This window comes from Pseudovibrio sp. JE062 (genome assembly GCF_000156235.1).
GTDB lineage: Bacteria > Pseudomonadota > Alphaproteobacteria > Rhizobiales > Stappiaceae > Pseudovibrio.
The window spans coordinates 345,743-360,575 of sequence record NZ_DS996805.1 but is presented as its reverse complement, the minus strand read 5'-3'; the positions used below and the strand labels follow the sequence as shown (position 1 = coordinate 360,575).

Here is a 14,833-nt window from a genome sequence, read left to right as displayed (position 1 = left end):
CTTACCCCTCACCTTTCGCTTTGGCTTCCTGAGCCTTGCGGTGGCCTTCGATGAACTCCGCAACACCAGCTTCAGCTGGGCGAGGAACACCGGTGTAACCAGCACCGCCAGTATTCAGAGCAGCACCTGCATGGTGTTGGGACGCAGCATCGGAACCGTCAACAATCATTGCTTCCTGAGGCGCACCCTTTGTGGTGTCTTCAATGTTCAGCAATGTGGTTGGGCCACCCTCTGGCGCCGCGAAGATGCGGTCAACACCCTGAGGGCCCGGCAGAACCGGCTTTCCGCCTGCGATGTCATCAAGAAGCTTCTCGAACTTCTCAACGTCCAGATCCTCATAGAAATCCTTGAAGATCTGCACCATCGGCGCATTCACACAAGCACCAAGGCACTCAACCTCTTCCCAAGAGAAGTTTCCATCTTCGGAAAGAGTGTGAGGTGTCTCAGAAATCTTGCTTTTACAAACTTTGATAAGCTCTTCAGAACCACGCAGCTGACATGGGGTCGTGCCGCACACCTGAATGTGCGCTTTCTTACCGACCGGCTGCAGCTGGAACATGGTGTAGAAGGTTGCCACTTCCAGAACACGGATGCGAGGCATATCGAGCATTTCAGAGATCACGCGGATCGCTGGCTCGGTCACCCAACCAACCTGTTCCTGAGCACGCCACAGAATAGGCACGACAGCAGATGCCTGACGTCCTTCCGGGTAACGCTCGATAACCTTTTTCGCCCACTCCAGGTTTTCTGGAGAGAATTCAAAAGACTCTGGCTGTTCGTGATGAAGACGACGCACTGACATTACCGGTCAATCTCCCCAAATACGATATCGATGGAACCGATGACAGCGGCAACGTCAGCCAACATATGGCCGCGGCACAGGTAGTCCAACGCCTGCAGGTGAGCAAAGCCAGGAGCCTTGATCTTGCAGCGGTAAGGCTTGTTGGTTCCATCAGAAACGAGATACACGCCGAATTCGCCTTTTGGCGCCTCAACGGCTGCATAAATCTCGCCCTCAGGGACTTTATAGCCTTCGGTGTAAAGCTTAAAGTGGTGGATCAGAGCTTCCATGGAGCGCTTCATTTCACCGCGCTTAGGAGGAACCACCTTACCATCAGTAGAAGAAACAGGACCTGTTTCCTTACCCAGCATCTCCAGACACTGCTTCATGATACGCACAGACTGGCGCATCTCGAACATGCGGATCAGGTAACGGTCATAACAGTCGCCGTTCTTGCCGATTGCGATGTCGAATTCCATTTCATCGTAGCACTCATAAGGCTGCGATTTACGCAAATCCCATTTCGCGCCAGAACCACGAACCATCACACCGGAGAAGCCCATTGCCCAGGCTTCATCAAGATCAACAACGCCGATATCAACGTTACGCTGCTTGAAGATACGGTTATCGGTCAGAAGACCTTCGATGTCGTCGAGAGTCTTGAGGAACGGATCACACCAGTTCCACATATCATCGAGCAGATCCTGTGGCAGATCCTGGTGAACACCACCCGGACGCACATAAGCTGCGTGCATACGCGCGCCACAACCACGCTCATAGAAACCCATGAGTTCTTCGCGAGGCTCAAAGCCCCACAGTGGCGGCGTCAACGCACCAACGTCCATCGCCTGCGTGGTCACGTTCAGCAAGTGTGACAGCAGACGTCCGATTTCGGAGTAAAGCACACGGATCAGCTGACCGCGCTTAGGCACTTCAATGCCCAGCAGGCGCTCAACAGCAAGAGCATACGCGTGCTCCTGGTTCATCGGTGCCACATAGTCCAGACGATCGAAGTAAGGCACAGCCTGAAGATAGGTCTTGTGCTCGATCAGCTTTTCAGTACCCCGGTGCAGCAAGCCGATGTGCGGATCAACGCGAGTGACCACCTCACCGTCCAGTTCAAGAACCAGACGAAGCACACCGTGCGCCGCAGGGTGCTGCGGACCAAAGTTAATATTAAAGTTTCGTACCTGAGCCTCAGCCATTCTCTACCCGTGCCTCAGTTCGATGCTTTTTCATCACCAGGAAGCACATAGTCGGTGCCTTCCCATGGTGAGAGGAAATCAAAACTACGGAATTCCTGAGTAAGCTGCACAGGCTCATAAACAACACGCTTCTTGGTGTCGTCGTAACGAACCTCTACATAACCTGTCAGAGGGAAATCCTTGCGAAGCGGGAAACCGTCAAAACCGTAGTCGGTCAACAAGCGCCGCAGATCAGGGTTACCGGTGAACAGAATGCCGTACATGTCGTAGGCTTCACGTTCAAACCATTCAGCACCCTTGAAAATGGAAATCACAGACGGAACCGGAGTGGTTTCGTCTGTCTGAACCTTCACGCGAATGCGCAGGTTCTGAACAGGGGAAAGCAGGTGGTACACAACGTCAAAACGTTTTTCCCGAGCCGGCCAGTCCACACCGCAAATATCAACCAATGCTATAAAACCGCACCGCGCGTCATCGCGCAGGAAACGCAGAACATTGATAATCTGGTCATGGGACACATTAAGAGTGAGATCGCCATAAGCAACCGACCAGCTCTCAACTTTGTCTCCAAGCGTTAGCTCGATAAATTCACCGAGTTCGCTAAGCGTCTCGTCCATTACCTTGTTTCCTATAGGTTGGACATCTCACAAATGGCAGGGAAACCCGTGCCAGCAATGTCGATAAGGCCGTGCACCCATCAGCGCACGACCTGTAAATCATCTTTCGATCGTACCCGTGCGACGGATCTTTTTCTGCAGCAGCAGCACACCGTAAAGCAGCGCTTCAGCAGTTGGAGGACAACCCGGTACATAGATGTCAACCGGAACAACCCGGTCACAACCGCGCACAACAGAATAGGAATAGTGGTAGTAACCGCCGCCGTTCGCACAGGATCCCATGGAGATCACATAGCGAGGCTCTGGCATCTGGTCATAAACCTTGCGCAGCGCAGGTGCCATCTTGTTGGTCAGTGTACCTGCAACAATCATCACATCAGACTGACGTGGGGAGCCACGAGGAGCAAAGCCGAAACGCTCTGCGTCATAACGCGGCATCGACATTTGCATCATTTCTACTGCACAACAGGCAAGACCAAACGTCATCCACATGAGAGAACCGGTACGTGCCCACTGGATCAGGCTTTCACTGGAAGTAACCAGAAAGCCTTTGTCAGAAAGCTCGTTGTTCACATTCATGAAGAATGGATCATTCTCGCCCACCGGGCGACCTGTGTTGGGATCGATGATCCCTTTTGGAGCTTGAGAGACAAGAGGCTTGGAGCCGTCAGAGATCAATCCCATTCCAGCGCTCCCTTCTTCCATTCATAGATGAACCCAATCGTGAGCACGCCCAGGAAGATCATCATGGAGACGAAGCCGAACCAACCCAGATCACCAAAGGCAACAGCCCATGGGAAGAGGAAAGCAACTTCGAGGTCAAAGATGATGAAGAGGATCGATACCAGATAAAACCGGATGTCGAATTTCATACGCGCGTCATCAAAGGCGTTGAAACCACACTCGTAAGCAGAGAGCTTTTCAGAATCCGGGTTCTTGAAAGCAACAATGAACGGGGCGATGAGAAGCGCGAGGCCAATAACGAGGGCAACACCGATAAAGACGACAATCGGGATGTACTCCCTGAGGAGGTCTTCCATTTGAATATCCGTCCCTGGACGTAACAGGTCATGCGACCAATAAAACTCTTGGTGCACTGCACACACTGCAGAAAGTAGGGCGTAAGGATAGGAAGGACACCCTAGGATCCGGTGTATCTAGTCGCACCGCAACGCACGATTAGCTTAGCCCCACAATCTGCGCAAGACCTTACAACGGAGTAAATCGGGTAGGAAAGAGTGCCTTACGTCACGAGAAGATCACATTCTCGTAAGGCGGGCACAAAAAAACCGCTAAAAACCTAGAGATATATATTATGAGTAAAATACTCATATTAAAATAGAAAAATGACGATTTCTAACAATTGCTTGGGAAAACTACTCAAGGCTTAAAATTAAACACTAAAACAGGCACAATTTCCTGCGTAGTTCCACGTAAATAGTCAAAATGTCTCAATTGAAGAGTCGCCCTTCAATACCCATGAGGTAGTGACACCGGTCTTCATTTTAAACACCTGCCTTAGAAAAATTTTTAGCTAAATCCGCAAAGCAACGCAGCTCCCCTACCCTAAATGTAAGATGGCAAAATACCCTTAAATTACAATAATTAAAAACAATAGGGAAATAAAGGAAAGATCATTGGAAGCTGAGCCCAGACACACGAAAGCACGGCGCGCTATTTAAAGCGATCACCGTGCTTTTCGTAGTAAATGAAAGTGGCGCGAGTGACGGGGCTCGAACCCGCGACCTCCGGCGTGACAGGCCGGCACTCTAACCAACTGAGCTACACCCGCAACTCTCATTTATAGGGTCGTTATAGCAGCAACCTCTCAAAGAGAAGTGGCGCGAGTGACGGGGCTCGAACCCGCGACCTCCGGCGTGACAGGCCGGCACTCTAACCAACTGAGCTACACCCGCAGCTATAACTTGACGCTTGGACTGAACACCTCTTCCAAAGGGAAGTGGCGCGAGTGACGGGGCTCGAACCCGCGACCTCCGGCGTGACAGGCCGGCACTCTAACCAACTGAGCTACACCCGCTCAATCCAAACTACCTTCAACAACACCTTGTTACCGTGGCACCACTCTCCGAAGAAAAGTGGCGCGAGTGACGGGGCTCGAACCCGCGACCTCCGGCGTGACAGGCCGGCACTCTAACCAACTGAGCTACACCCGCTTGGGTCAGCAACGTTGTGTCGTTGTTGGTGGCGCTGATGTACGGCGGGGGCGGGTCCAAGTCAAGCACCGTTGGATGCAGTTTGCGAGTTTTTCCTGAATAACCTGTTTTCACAGTGAAAATTGGCCTCTGAAAGCCCTCAGATGTGGAAAACAAGGCCTCGAAATAGGCATTTTATCCCCTTCTGGACTCAAGGATATTTCGCCTGACTTCGAAAAAAATCTTTTTTGCCGTCCATGAAATTTCGAAAACCGCCTCAAAAAAGTCAAATCTCGTAATTCTACTTAGTCTGGGGCGGCTTCCGCGATACACTTTTCGCGATCATCACAGCCAAAAAACAAAAAAGTCGACAGTCCAATTCATTTTAAGGACCGGTTTTATGGGCACATTTTTCAAAACGCTTGCTCTCGTAGCAACAACAGCTGTCGTAGCACCATCACTTGCACAGGCAGACACTGGGGACTTCATCATCGGCCTTGGCGTAGGCGCCATCGGAAAGACGATCATCGATCACGCCACCAATGAGCAGCAGCCTTCGCAAGTGGTGAATGCTCAGCCGCAACCACCACACAGCGTTCCGCGCATCCCAAGCCAGCAAACTGTCGCGCTCAGCCGCATTCAGCTCAAAGACGTCCAGTATCGTCTCAACCTGCTTGGATACAACGCCGGCTTTCCTGATGGCGTCGCCGGCAAACGCACCCTGCGCGCTATAGGCAAATTCCAGCACTCTCTTGGCTATGTGGCTACGGGGCACCTCACCTCTTCTCAGCTGGAAGCACTTTACGCCCGCACCATAAAGGTACGTCGCCCCAAGACGCAGATCGATCAGGCACAGCCCTCCCCAGTCAAACTGCCCCTGCCCCAGTCCAATCCGGGCGGATATACAGAAGCTGAAAAAGCAACAGCCAGACTTCCCAAAGAGAGCAAGCTCGCGCTAGACCCGAAAAACCCACCCAATATCTACGGGATGGTCACCGGTATGCGCAGCGACAGAACAGCCGACCTGCTGAAAACAGAAGGCTATGAGGAATGCGTTGAAACCACGGGCCTCACAATCTGCGAAAAAACTTCCAAGAACCTGGAGGAAACAATCAGCGTCGTCAAAGTTGGAAAAGTCATCTACGGCATCTCCCGGAATGTCAGCTTCAAAACAGCTGCCCCACGCTCAGCTGTGCTGACCAAGCTTGCAGAAGCCTATCCCAACCTCACCCGCTTTAAGAAGATGGCAACCTCAACCTCTAAAAGTTGTCTCGAACGCTACACCGGAGATGCCAACAGCCTGCTCGCCACAGCCGAAGCCAATCCATCCGATCCAGAAACGCTCCTGACATTGACGGAGAACTGCCGAAACTTCTACGCCATCGAGCTGGAAGGCAGCCGCAATCTCAAATCCATGAGCATCGTGCTTTACGATGGTTACCCGATCCAGCTTGCTGAAGAAAAGCAAACCGGCATCTTCCAAACCAAATCAGAAGCCGCAGATGAACTGAAGTTCTGAGCACTGCCCTTTAACTACGAAGTCTTGTGTTGGCCCCATTCTCCGGCGGCCAACACAAACTGCTAGCCCTTCCTGTCAGGATTACCACCCCACAACCAAGGGATTATTCCTGCTGCATACACAGTTAAAGTAACTCCCGGAATTCATTTCTGCCCACCTGCATTTATGACCCTTCGGGAGTTCCAATATGATGAGAATAAAAGCGCTGGCTCTGCTGGCCGCCTACTGCCTGTGCATCACCCCGGCCCTTTCTGACAAGCTGCATAAGCTAAAAGAGTTCAAACCAGACGTCTCATATACAGCAGCATCCTACTCCATGGATTTCCTTGCCAATGAGATTGTGGCCGAAAGTTATGATGCCAACGGACATCCAGGTTACATTCTCGTCGCCTCAGATTCAGCAGACAACCTCGTCATCTCCACTTGGCAATCTGATGTCGCAACTCCAGTAGACCTCGTAGACCGCGGCAAAGCCCGCAGTGTCTCCATCGCCAAAATCGACGACACACACTTCATCACACCGATTATCGATGGAGATAACAAACTCAGAGTCATGCTCTGGGAGATAACTGGAAACGGGACCATCACACTTCGCGACCATGACGTAGGCCCATTAATTACAGAAGTAACTTCAGCCAACTCAGGTTCGGCAGCCATGATCCTCGCACAACGCGCAAACGGCACACTGTTTGCCAGAACCTATAAGCTCAAACGGGCTGGCAACACCAGTAATATGGCGCTGGACCACAAAGGCACGTTCAACTTCCAGGGCTCCGCAGATCAACTAGTCCTTAGTGACGGCAGTGTGAACCTCGCCGCGTTTCGCGACGACGACGGCAAACTGAGAGTAACGCGCCTCCGCAAACGACAAGACGCAACCGTAATTGAGCGTGGACACACCGCCGTAAGTTTAGGCGGCATCCAAAAGGCAGCCATCGCCACCGCAGACGGCAGCCCCAATGGCCGCTGGATCACCCTCACCACAAGCAGAGGCCCCAGTGAGTTCAAGACTGGACACAGATGTCTGGGACGAACAATACACAAAGAACCCCATGGTCGCGGAAAGCTCATTGAGTGGGACATCGGAACAGATGGCACCCAAAACGTCCGACGCGGAGCAGATCGTGAGTTTCAAGGCAGTGGCGGCGTGGCAAAAGAAGTCGCTGTCGAAGTCATCGGTAATGGCAACTTTCTTGTGAGCAGTCACCTAGGCTTTGATACCTTCTGCAAACGCAACCCTAAGAACCGCGGCAAACAGCGCATGGAAGTCCATCTTTGGAAACACGCTGGAACCACTTATAACAAAGATGCCTCAGGTCGTATCAACGGCAAATACTACGACGTCTCCATCGCTGAGTTTCACCCTATCCGAAACTACGACGCCAACTTCGTCGTCGCCCTAATCGGCGAAAACCAGCAAGTCAAGCTCTCCATCTGGGGTGTAAAGTAAGCATCAGAACCTACAAACGCAAAAAGGCGGAGCACAGTGCTCCGCCTTTTCTTTTGCAGTGAACTTAATCACGTAACAGCCAATCACCAACCGTGACGGTAGCGGACCACCAGAGCGGTCATGAAGCCGAAGATCATGTGACCAACCAGAGAAGCCCATGTCAGCTGGATGAAGCCGAGGAACGGTGGCAGGCCAGCAAAGATGTGCGCCATGATGTAAAGCGCGAACACCCAAAGACCAACACCGTAACAAAGACCAACAATCCACCATGGCAGCGGCGGAATGATCACGCGTGCCAGCGGACGGGCAATATAAACGTAACCCAGTGGATAGAAGACGACGCCAACAACGGCGTGGATGACTTCAGCCCAGAACAGGTTTCTGAAGCCGAACACAGACTGCACAAGAGCAGCTGGCTGAAGAGGACCACCAACCCAGAACGGCGTGATGTAGCGCGCCCAGATTTCCCAGCTCACATCAGCAACGATGCCAGCCAGAATGATGGTGACTAAGGTATGCCACACAAGTGGCGGACAGATGGGGTGCTTATGACTTGAACCACTCATACGGCGCATGCCTCCACGTAGTTATACTTGATTGCTATGCGGAGTTAAAAACCATCTCAGTTCGAACTGGTGTTATCTACGGCACACTTAGCCGATCAATAACAGCTCAAGTACACGTGACGGTGGATTGATCAAGATCAACCAGTGAAAACGCGCACTCCAACCCAAAACCGCTTTGAAAAATCAAAATTCAAAAACACGCTCTGGGAACAAACTCCACAAACCACTACCAGAAGCTTAGCCAGAAGATCCTGAGATCACCCTTTGGTTTTTGCTCAGATTAGCTCCCTTCCCTACAGTCTTGAGAAACCAAGAGCCGTAAGGCACCCTTAAGCTTAATGGAGCAGCACTCGATAATTTTCGGGAGGTCAGACAACAAAAAAGCCTCCGCAGATCTCCGGGAGACTTGACATCCTCTAGAAGAGGAATGGTGGGCGATGAGAGACTCGAACTCCCGACATCTTCGGTGTAAACGAAGCGCTCTACCAACTGAGCTAATCGCCCATCCAGGCGCGTTGAACATTCCCTTAAAAGAGAATGGTGGGCGATGAGAGACTCGAACTCCCGACATCTTCGGTGTAAACGAAGCGCTCTACCAACTGAGCTAATCGCCCCCGCTTGGGTGGTACGCCGTGTGGCGTGGGGAGCTATTTAGCCGCCCTCCCTACCCTTGGCAAGTCCTGAAATTGAAAAAAACGACATTACCAGCAAAAAACTTGAGCCAGCCACCGATCCTGTGAATTACCTGATTAAACAAAGGCTTGTCCACACAGCTAAAAATCGGAAGCCCACCTGAAATCTACGCATAAAAAAAGCCCCTGCCACTCCAATGAGCAACAGGGACTTTTCAACCCAAAACGAACAAGCCCAATTAGGCGTTGACCGCGTCCTTCAGGCCTTTACCAGCTTTAAATTTCGGCGTCTTGGAAGCCGGAATCTGAATGGTTTCGCCTGTGCGTGGATTACGGCCTTCAGTTGCCGCACGAGCGGAAACGGAAAAGTTGCCAAATCCGATGATCCGAACTTCATCGCCGCTCTTCAGGGTTTCAGTGATTGCCTCGAAAGATGCTTCTACTGCTTCGCCTGCCTGTGCTTTGGTCAAGCCAGTTTTTTCTGCAACGGCCCCGATCAGATCATTCTTGTTCATGACAGTCCCTTTCTAAAATAACGTGGGGAATGCTTTAGATTCGCGCTGCACTCCTGAATCGGACATTCGTGCGAAAATGCGTTCAAATCAAGCCGTAAACCGCAGAAAACGGCCATTTCCTGTGTAGTATCAACCAAAAAAAGCCTCGGAACTTGTCCGAGGCTTTTGTATCCACAACCTGACGCTCTGGTTTAGTGGGCAACGACCCCTGAACCCTTGTCATCTTTGACCAATGCTTCTGAGCTGGACTTATCTTCCTCTTCGCTCCATTCGATGGCCTCAGGCATACGAACAAGAGCATGTTCAAGGACTTCGTCCATGCGAGCGACTGGAATAATTTCCAATTCATTCTTCACATTGTCAGGAATGTCAGCCAGATCCTTCGCGTTGTCCGCAGGGATCAGAACCTTCTTAATACCGCCACGCAGAGCTGCCAGAAGCTTCTCTTTCAGACCACCGATCGGCAGCACGCGACCACGCAGTGTGATCTCGCCTGTCATCGCCACATCACGACGAACCGGAATACCTGTCATCACAGAAATGACGGTGGTCGCCATGGCGATACCAGCAGATGGACCATCCTTAGGAGTAGCCCCTTCTGGCACGTGAACGTGCAGCTCACGCTTGTCGAACAGTGGTGGCTCAATGCCGAAGTCTTCAGAGCGGGAACGAACGTAAGACGCAGCTGCGGAGATGGACTCTTTCATCACATCACGCAGGTTGCCGGTTACGGTCATCTTGCCCTTGCCTGGCATCATGACACCTTCAATGGTCAGCAGCTCACCGCCAACCTCGGTCCATGCCAGACCAGTGACAACACCAACCTGATCTTCGTCTTCGACCTGACCGAAGCGGAAGCGTGGAACACCGAGGTATTCCTCAACAATGTCCTCATCAACAGAAATGGACTTCTTGTCAGAGGTCAGAATGTCTTTCACAGCCTTACGCGCCAGAGTGTTCATCTCACGCTCAAGGTTACGCACACCGGCTTCACGGGTGTAAAGGCGAATGGTCTTCTGCAAAGCGCCATCGGACACTTCAAACTCACCATCCTTCAGACCGTGGTTCTTCACGGCTTTAGGCAGCAAGTGGCGACGGCAGATTTCGATCTTCTCGTCTTCGGTGTAACCAGCAATACGGATGATTTCCATACGGTCCATCAATGGGCCAGGAATGTTCAGCGTATTGGCGGTGGTCACGAACATGACGTCAGACAGATCGTATTCCACTTCCAGGTAGTGATCCATGAAGCTGCCGTTCTGCTCTGGGTCAAGAACCTCAAGCAGAGCGGAAGATGGATCGCCACGGAAATCCATGCCCATCTTGTCGATCTCGTCGAGCAGGAAGAGCGGGTTGGATTTCTTCGCTTTCTTCATGGACTGGATCACTTTACCCGGCATGGAACCGATGTAAGTGCGGCGGTGACCGCGGATCTCAGCCTCATCACGTACGCCGCCAAGGGACATACGCACGAATTCACGACCAGTTGCTTTCGCAATGGACTTACCCAGAGAGGTTTTACCAACGCCTGGAGGGCCAACGAGACACAGGATAGGACCGCGCAGCTTGTTCGCGCGCTTCTGCACTGCCAGATACTCGACAATGCGCTCCTTGACCTTCTCAAGGCCGTAGTGATCGGTGTCCAGCACCTTCTCAGCCAGCGTCAGGTCGTGCTTTACTTTGGACTTCTTGCCCCAAGGAATGCCGATCAGCCAGTCAAGGTAGTTGCGAACAACAGTAGCTTCCGCGGACATTGGGCTCATCTGCTTCAGCTTTTTCAGCTCAGCATTCGCCTTCTCGCGAGCTTCCTTGGACAGCTTCGTCTTTTCAACGCGCTCTTCCAGCTCAGCAAGTTCGTCGCGGCCGTCTTCACCATCACCAAGTTCTTTCTGAATGGCCTTCATCTGCTCATTCAGATAGTACTCGCGCTGGGTTTTCTCCATCTGGCGCTTCACGCGGGAGCGGATGCGCTTTTCCACCTGCAGAACGGAGATTTCGCTCTCCATCATGCCCAGCACCTTCTCAAGGCGCTCTGTGACCGCCACAGTGCCAAGCAGCTCCTGCTTGTCCTGGATCTTCACAGCAAGATGGGATGCAATGGTATCAGCAAGTTTCGAGAAGTCGTCAATCTGGTTGACGGCGCCGAGAACTTCAGGAGACACTTTTTTGTTCAGCTTCACGTAGTTTTCAAACTCGGAAATCACTGAACGGCCAAGCGCTTCAACCTCAACCTCGTCACCACCAGTCTCATCGAGAATGACAGCTTCCGCTTCATAAAGGTCTTCGCGATCGGTAAACCCGCCGATTTCGGCACGTGCACCACCTTCAACCAAAACCTTTACGGTATTATCAGGCAGCTTCAGCAGCTGCAAAACTGTTGCAAGAGTACCGACCTTATAAATCTGGTCAGTATCCGGATCGTCATCCGCCTCGTTCATCTGGGTGGCAAGCAGGATCTGCTTGTCAGAGTTCATAACCTCTTCCAGAGCACGGATCGATTTCTCGCGCCCTACAAACAGCGGCACGATCATATGAGGGAATACGACGATGTTGCGCAGTGGGAGAACTGGAAATACCGAGCTTTCCGTTTCTTCTACCGGGCGCATTTCATTGTCAGCCATCTCTATTCCTTTCAAAATGCGGCTTTCCAACGAAAGCCACGAAAAAGCGCAACATAAAAATCAACTCGGACCACAAGGCCATTCGAAGAATTTTTGTAAAGGCCGAACCTCCTCGCCCCGGAACGGGCACGAACAAACTCGCCAAGCTGCGAACTAGACCTATTACGTGGAGACACCGCCCCCAAGTGTCAAGCACTCCCCTCTTAAGTCTTTCAGCGATCTGTTGATATTATAAGCTTTTTTCCTGTTGGAAGGAGCGCATAACACCGCCTGACCATCCTCATCCTTAAGCCGGAATGCTATCCTTTCTGGCCTGATCCGCCGTTTACGCAGAACACTCATTCACCGCATCATGCTAGACGCATGAGACAAAAAATGGGCGGCACTTTTTTCTCAAGTTACCGCCCAAATTAAACTCAATACCTGCGAGCGACGCCAAATGGCTCTTCAATCACCTAGCTTATGCGCTGGTGGCTGAATTCTCCGCACGATCCTCATAGATGTACAAAGGACGCGCTTCGCCGTCGACGACTTCAGCAGAAATAACAACTTCCTTGACGCCCTTCAGTCCAGGAAGCTCATACATGGTCTCCAGAAGGATCGCCTCAAGGATGGAGCGCAGACCACGTGCACCGGTCTTACGTTCAATCGCCTTGCGGGCAATTGCCTTAAGAGCATCTTCGTGGAAGGTCAGCTCAACATTTTCCATCTCGAAGAGACGCTGATACTGAGCAACCAATGCGTTCTTAGGCTCACGCAGAATTGAAACCAGTGCATCTTCGTCCAGGTCTTCCAGAGTTGCGATCACAGGCAAGCGACCAACAAATTCCGGGATAAGACCGAACTTGAGCAGATCTTCCGGCTCCAGCTCCGCAAACAGCTCACCAGTCTTACGATCTTCCGGCGCCATGACGGACGCAGCAAAACCGATAGAGGTGGAACGACCACGGTCAGAAATGATCTTGTCCAGACCAGCAAACGCACCACCACAGATGAACAGAATGTTCGTGGTGTCCACCTGCAGGAACTCCTGCTGTGGGTGCTTACGACCACCCTGCGGAGGCACAGAAGCAACAGTACCTTCCATGATCTTCAGCAGTGCCTGCTGAACACCTTCACCGGAAACATCGCGGGTGATGGATGGATTCTCTGCTTTACGCGTAATCTTGTCCACCTCATCGATGTAGACAATACCACGCTGTGCGCGCTCAACATTGTAGTCAGCGGCCTGAAGAAGCTTCAGAATAATATTTTCAACGTCTTCACCAACGTAACCCGCTTCAGTCAGCGTGGTTGCGTCAGCCATTGTAAACGGAACATCCAGAATTCGGGCGAGCGTTTGTGCCAGGTGGGTTTTACCACACCCGGTAGGACCAACCAGCAGGATGTTGGACTTTGCAAGTTCAACATCGTTGTTCTTGGACGCGTGATTCAGGCGCTTGTAGTGGTTGTGCACCGCTACGGACAGAACCTTTTTGGCTCGGCCCTGACCAATCACGTAATCATCCAGAACGCCACGAATTTCCTGAGGTGTCGGGATCCCATCACGAGACTTCACCAGCGAAGATTTGTTTTCTTCGCGAATAATGTCCATGCAGAGTTCGACGCATTCATCACAGATGAACACGGTCGGACCCGCAATCAGCTTACGGACCTCATGCTGGCTTTTTCCGCAAAACGAGCAGTAAAGCGTATTCTTGCTGTCGCTGCCGCTGGCTTTGCTCATGAGATATAACCCCGCATCGTTTCAGGGGACGCAGCCCCTGTTAGAATTCTTAACTCGACAGCGAAATATTCGCCTCGACGTTCTACTGACTTATCGCGTTTTGTGTTCCGCTTCCAGAGGGAAGCTTTGGAAATCACTAATAGCCATTCTCTTATGCGATATTTGGCTCGCAATAATCAACATTCCTTTAAGCCCCGCACGCAAAGTTCATTCCCTGTTAAAAAAACTTGCGCGCGAGTTACTTTTAAAAACCGGCTTTAAGCTGGCTCAATAACGTTCAGGCTCTCGCGATTTTCAATAACGTTATCAATCAGACCGAACTCTTTCGCCGCATCTGCACTCATAAAGTTATCACGCTCAAGCGCTTCTTCAACAGCTTCAAGTGTCTGACCTGTGTGAGAAACGTAAATCTCATTGAGGCGACGCTTCAGCTTCAGAATTTCCTGTGCATGCAGCATAATGTCTGCCGCCTGCCCGCGGAAACCACCGGAAGGCTGGTGAACCATGACCCGGCTATTTGGCAGAGAAAAGCGCATACCCTTTTCACCAGCAGCCAGAAGCAAAGAACCCATGCTTGCAGCCTGACCGATACAAAGAGTTGAAATCTTTGGGCGGATAAACTGCATAGTGTCATAAATAGCAAGACCACTAGTGACAACGCCACCCGGGGAATTGATATAAAGCGCAATCTCTTTGTTCGGGTTTTCCGCTTCCAGATAAAGCAACTGGGAACAGACCAGCGTCGCCATTGTATCTTCCACAGGACCGGTCAGGAAGATAATGCGTTCCTTGAGCAACCTTGAGAAGATGTCATAGGCCCGCTCACCCCGGTTGGTTTGTTCTACAACCATCGGCACCAGGCTGTTCGTAAAATACTCAACAGGATCGGTCATGCGTCATCCATTTTAAATATGCAGAAAGCTTATTAAGCTCGGTAACTTATCCGGTATCCCGGCAAGCCTGCAAGAAACTTATGTCGAAAAAAGCAACATGCCCACCCACGGGATGTCGCCCTTGTCTTAAAGGCACTTGCCAAAAGGTAAAGCCA

General features: G+C 51.6%; 12 protein-coding genes and 6 tRNA genes. 2 read left to right on the top strand and 16 right to left on the bottom strand.

Features of this window, described 5'->3' with window-relative positions; genetic code table 11:
* Position 1: 1 nt before the first annotated feature.
* The 9 genes from nuoE to PJE062_RS01595 form a co-directional block, all read right to left on the bottom strand.
* Positions 2-802, bottom strand: a complete 801-nt coding sequence (gene nuoE / locus PJE062_RS01635) for an NADH-quinone oxidoreductase subunit NuoE (protein WP_008547032.1) — start codon at positions 800-802, stop codon at positions 2-4.
* Positions 802-1,986: an NADH-quinone oxidoreductase subunit D gene (locus PJE062_RS01630; protein WP_008546642.1), complete on the bottom strand. Its 1,185-nt coding sequence runs from the start codon at positions 1,984-1,986 to the stop codon at positions 802-804. Before PJE062_RS01630 ends, nuoE begins: the two co-directional genes overlap by 1 nt.
* A 14-nt stretch (positions 1,987-2,000) precedes the next feature.
* Entirely contained in the window at positions 2,001-2,603 is a 603-nt protein-coding gene (locus PJE062_RS01625; RefSeq protein ID WP_008546747.1) for an NADH-quinone oxidoreductase subunit C, read from the bottom strand.
* A 99-nt stretch (positions 2,604-2,702) separates the two neighbouring features.
* A complete protein-coding gene (locus PJE062_RS01620; RefSeq protein ID WP_008546978.1) occupies positions 2,703-3,287 on the bottom strand; it encodes an NADH-quinone oxidoreductase subunit B family protein in 585 nt (194 codons plus the stop codon).
* Positions 3,278-3,643, bottom strand: coding sequence for an NADH-quinone oxidoreductase subunit A (locus PJE062_RS01615; RefSeq protein ID WP_008547103.1), 366 nt, complete (start codon positions 3,641-3,643; stop codon positions 3,278-3,280). The genes PJE062_RS01620 and PJE062_RS01615 overlap by 10 nt, the downstream gene beginning before the upstream one ends.
* Before the next feature lie 675 nt (positions 3,644-4,318).
* Positions 4,319-4,395, bottom strand: a tRNA-Asp gene (locus PJE062_RS01610).
* A gap of 47 nt (positions 4,396-4,442) precedes the next feature.
* A tRNA-Asp gene (locus tag PJE062_RS01605) sits at positions 4,443-4,519 on the bottom strand.
* 45 nt (positions 4,520-4,564) lie between these two features.
* A tRNA-Asp gene (locus tag PJE062_RS01600) sits at positions 4,565-4,641 on the bottom strand.
* 59 nt (positions 4,642-4,700) lie between these two features.
* Positions 4,701-4,777: transfer RNA gene (locus PJE062_RS01595), tRNA-Asp, on the bottom strand.
* A gap of 379 nt (positions 4,778-5,156) precedes the next feature.
* Here PJE062_RS01595 and PJE062_RS01590 point away from each other — a divergent pair.
* Both PJE062_RS01590 and PJE062_RS01585 read left to right on the top strand, forming a co-directional pair.
* Positions 5,157-6,275, top strand: coding sequence for a peptidoglycan-binding protein (locus PJE062_RS01590; protein ID WP_008546764.1), 1,119 nt, complete (start codon positions 5,157-5,159; stop codon positions 6,273-6,275).
* A 187-nt stretch (positions 6,276-6,462) separates the two neighbouring features.
* On the top strand, positions 6,463-7,725 hold the full coding sequence (locus PJE062_RS01585; RefSeq protein ID WP_008546567.1) for a hypothetical protein: 1,263 nt from the start codon (positions 6,463-6,465) through the stop codon (positions 7,723-7,725).
* A gap of 83 nt (positions 7,726-7,808) precedes the next feature.
* On the opposite strand, the gene PJE062_RS01580 is transcribed toward PJE062_RS01585, so the two are convergent.
* From PJE062_RS01580 to clpP, 7 genes are all read right to left on the bottom strand, one after another.
* Positions 7,809-8,291: a hypothetical protein gene (locus PJE062_RS01580; protein WP_008546890.1), complete on the bottom strand. Its 483-nt coding sequence runs from the start codon at positions 8,289-8,291 to the stop codon at positions 7,809-7,811.
* 428 nt (positions 8,292-8,719) lie between these two features.
* Positions 8,720-8,795: transfer RNA gene (locus tag PJE062_RS01575), tRNA-Val, on the bottom strand.
* Positions 8,796-8,829: 34 nt separating this feature from the next.
* Positions 8,830-8,905, bottom strand: a tRNA-Val gene (locus PJE062_RS01570).
* Between the two features lie 257 nt (positions 8,906-9,162).
* Positions 9,163-9,438, bottom strand: a complete 276-nt coding sequence (locus tag PJE062_RS01565) for an HU family DNA-binding protein (RefSeq protein WP_008546789.1) — start codon at positions 9,436-9,438, stop codon at positions 9,163-9,165.
* A 191-nt stretch (positions 9,439-9,629) separates the two neighbouring features.
* Positions 9,630-12,059, bottom strand: a complete 2,430-nt coding sequence (gene lon / locus PJE062_RS01560; protein ID WP_008547296.1) for an endopeptidase La — start codon at positions 12,057-12,059, stop codon at positions 9,630-9,632.
* Between the two features lie 460 nt (positions 12,060-12,519).
* Positions 12,520-13,785, bottom strand: a complete 1,266-nt coding sequence (gene clpX, locus PJE062_RS01555) for an ATP-dependent Clp protease ATP-binding subunit ClpX (protein ID WP_008547232.1) — start codon at positions 13,783-13,785, stop codon at positions 12,520-12,522.
* A 257-nt stretch (positions 13,786-14,042) separates the two neighbouring features.
* Positions 14,043-14,678, bottom strand: coding sequence for an ATP-dependent Clp endopeptidase proteolytic subunit ClpP (gene clpP / locus PJE062_RS01550; RefSeq protein ID WP_008547009.1), 636 nt, complete (start codon positions 14,676-14,678; stop codon positions 14,043-14,045).
* Between the last annotated feature and the right edge of the window lie 155 nt (positions 14,679-14,833).

What these genes read in the sequence shown, in the direction of transcription:
- clpP (WP_008547009.1), bottom strand. Translation starts at nt 14,678, where the DNA reads ATGACCGATCCTGTTGAGTATTTTACGAACAGCCTGGTGCCGATGGTT.
- PJE062_RS01615 (WP_008547103.1), bottom strand. Translation starts at nt 3,643, where the DNA reads ATGGAAGACCTCCTCAGGGAGTACATCCCGATTGTCGTCTTTATCGGT.
- PJE062_RS01580 (WP_008546890.1), bottom strand. Translation starts at nt 8,291, where the DNA reads ATGAGTGGTTCAAGTCATAAGCACCCCATCTGTCCGCCACTTGTGTGG.
- nuoE (WP_008547032.1), bottom strand. Translation starts at nt 802, where the DNA reads ATGTCAGTGCGTCGTCTTCATCACGAACAGCCAGAGTCTTTTGAATTC.
- clpX (WP_008547232.1), bottom strand. Translation starts at nt 13,785, where the DNA reads ATGAGCAAAGCCAGCGGCAGCGACAGCAAGAATACGCTTTACTGCTCG.
- PJE062_RS01625 (WP_008546747.1), bottom strand. Translation starts at nt 2,603, where the DNA reads ATGGACGAGACGCTTAGCGAACTCGGTGAATTTATCGAGCTAACGCTT.
- PJE062_RS01630 (WP_008546642.1), bottom strand. Translation starts at nt 1,986, where the DNA reads ATGGCTGAGGCTCAGGTACGAAACTTTAATATTAACTTTGGTCCGCAG.
- PJE062_RS01565 (WP_008546789.1), bottom strand. Translation starts at nt 9,438, where the DNA reads ATGAACAAGAATGATCTGATCGGGGCCGTTGCAGAAAAAACTGGCTTG.
- PJE062_RS01590 (WP_008546764.1), top strand. Translation starts at nt 5,157, where the DNA reads ATGGGCACATTTTTCAAAACGCTTGCTCTCGTAGCAACAACAGCTGTC.
- PJE062_RS01585 (WP_008546567.1), top strand. Translation starts at nt 6,463, where the DNA reads ATGATGAGAATAAAAGCGCTGGCTCTGCTGGCCGCCTACTGCCTGTGC.
- PJE062_RS01620 (WP_008546978.1), bottom strand. Translation starts at nt 3,287, where the DNA reads ATGGGATTGATCTCTGACGGCTCCAAGCCTCTTGTCTCTCAAGCTCCA.
- lon (WP_008547296.1), bottom strand. Translation starts at nt 12,059, where the DNA reads ATGGCTGACAATGAAATGCGCCCGGTAGAAGAAACGGAAAGCTCGGTA.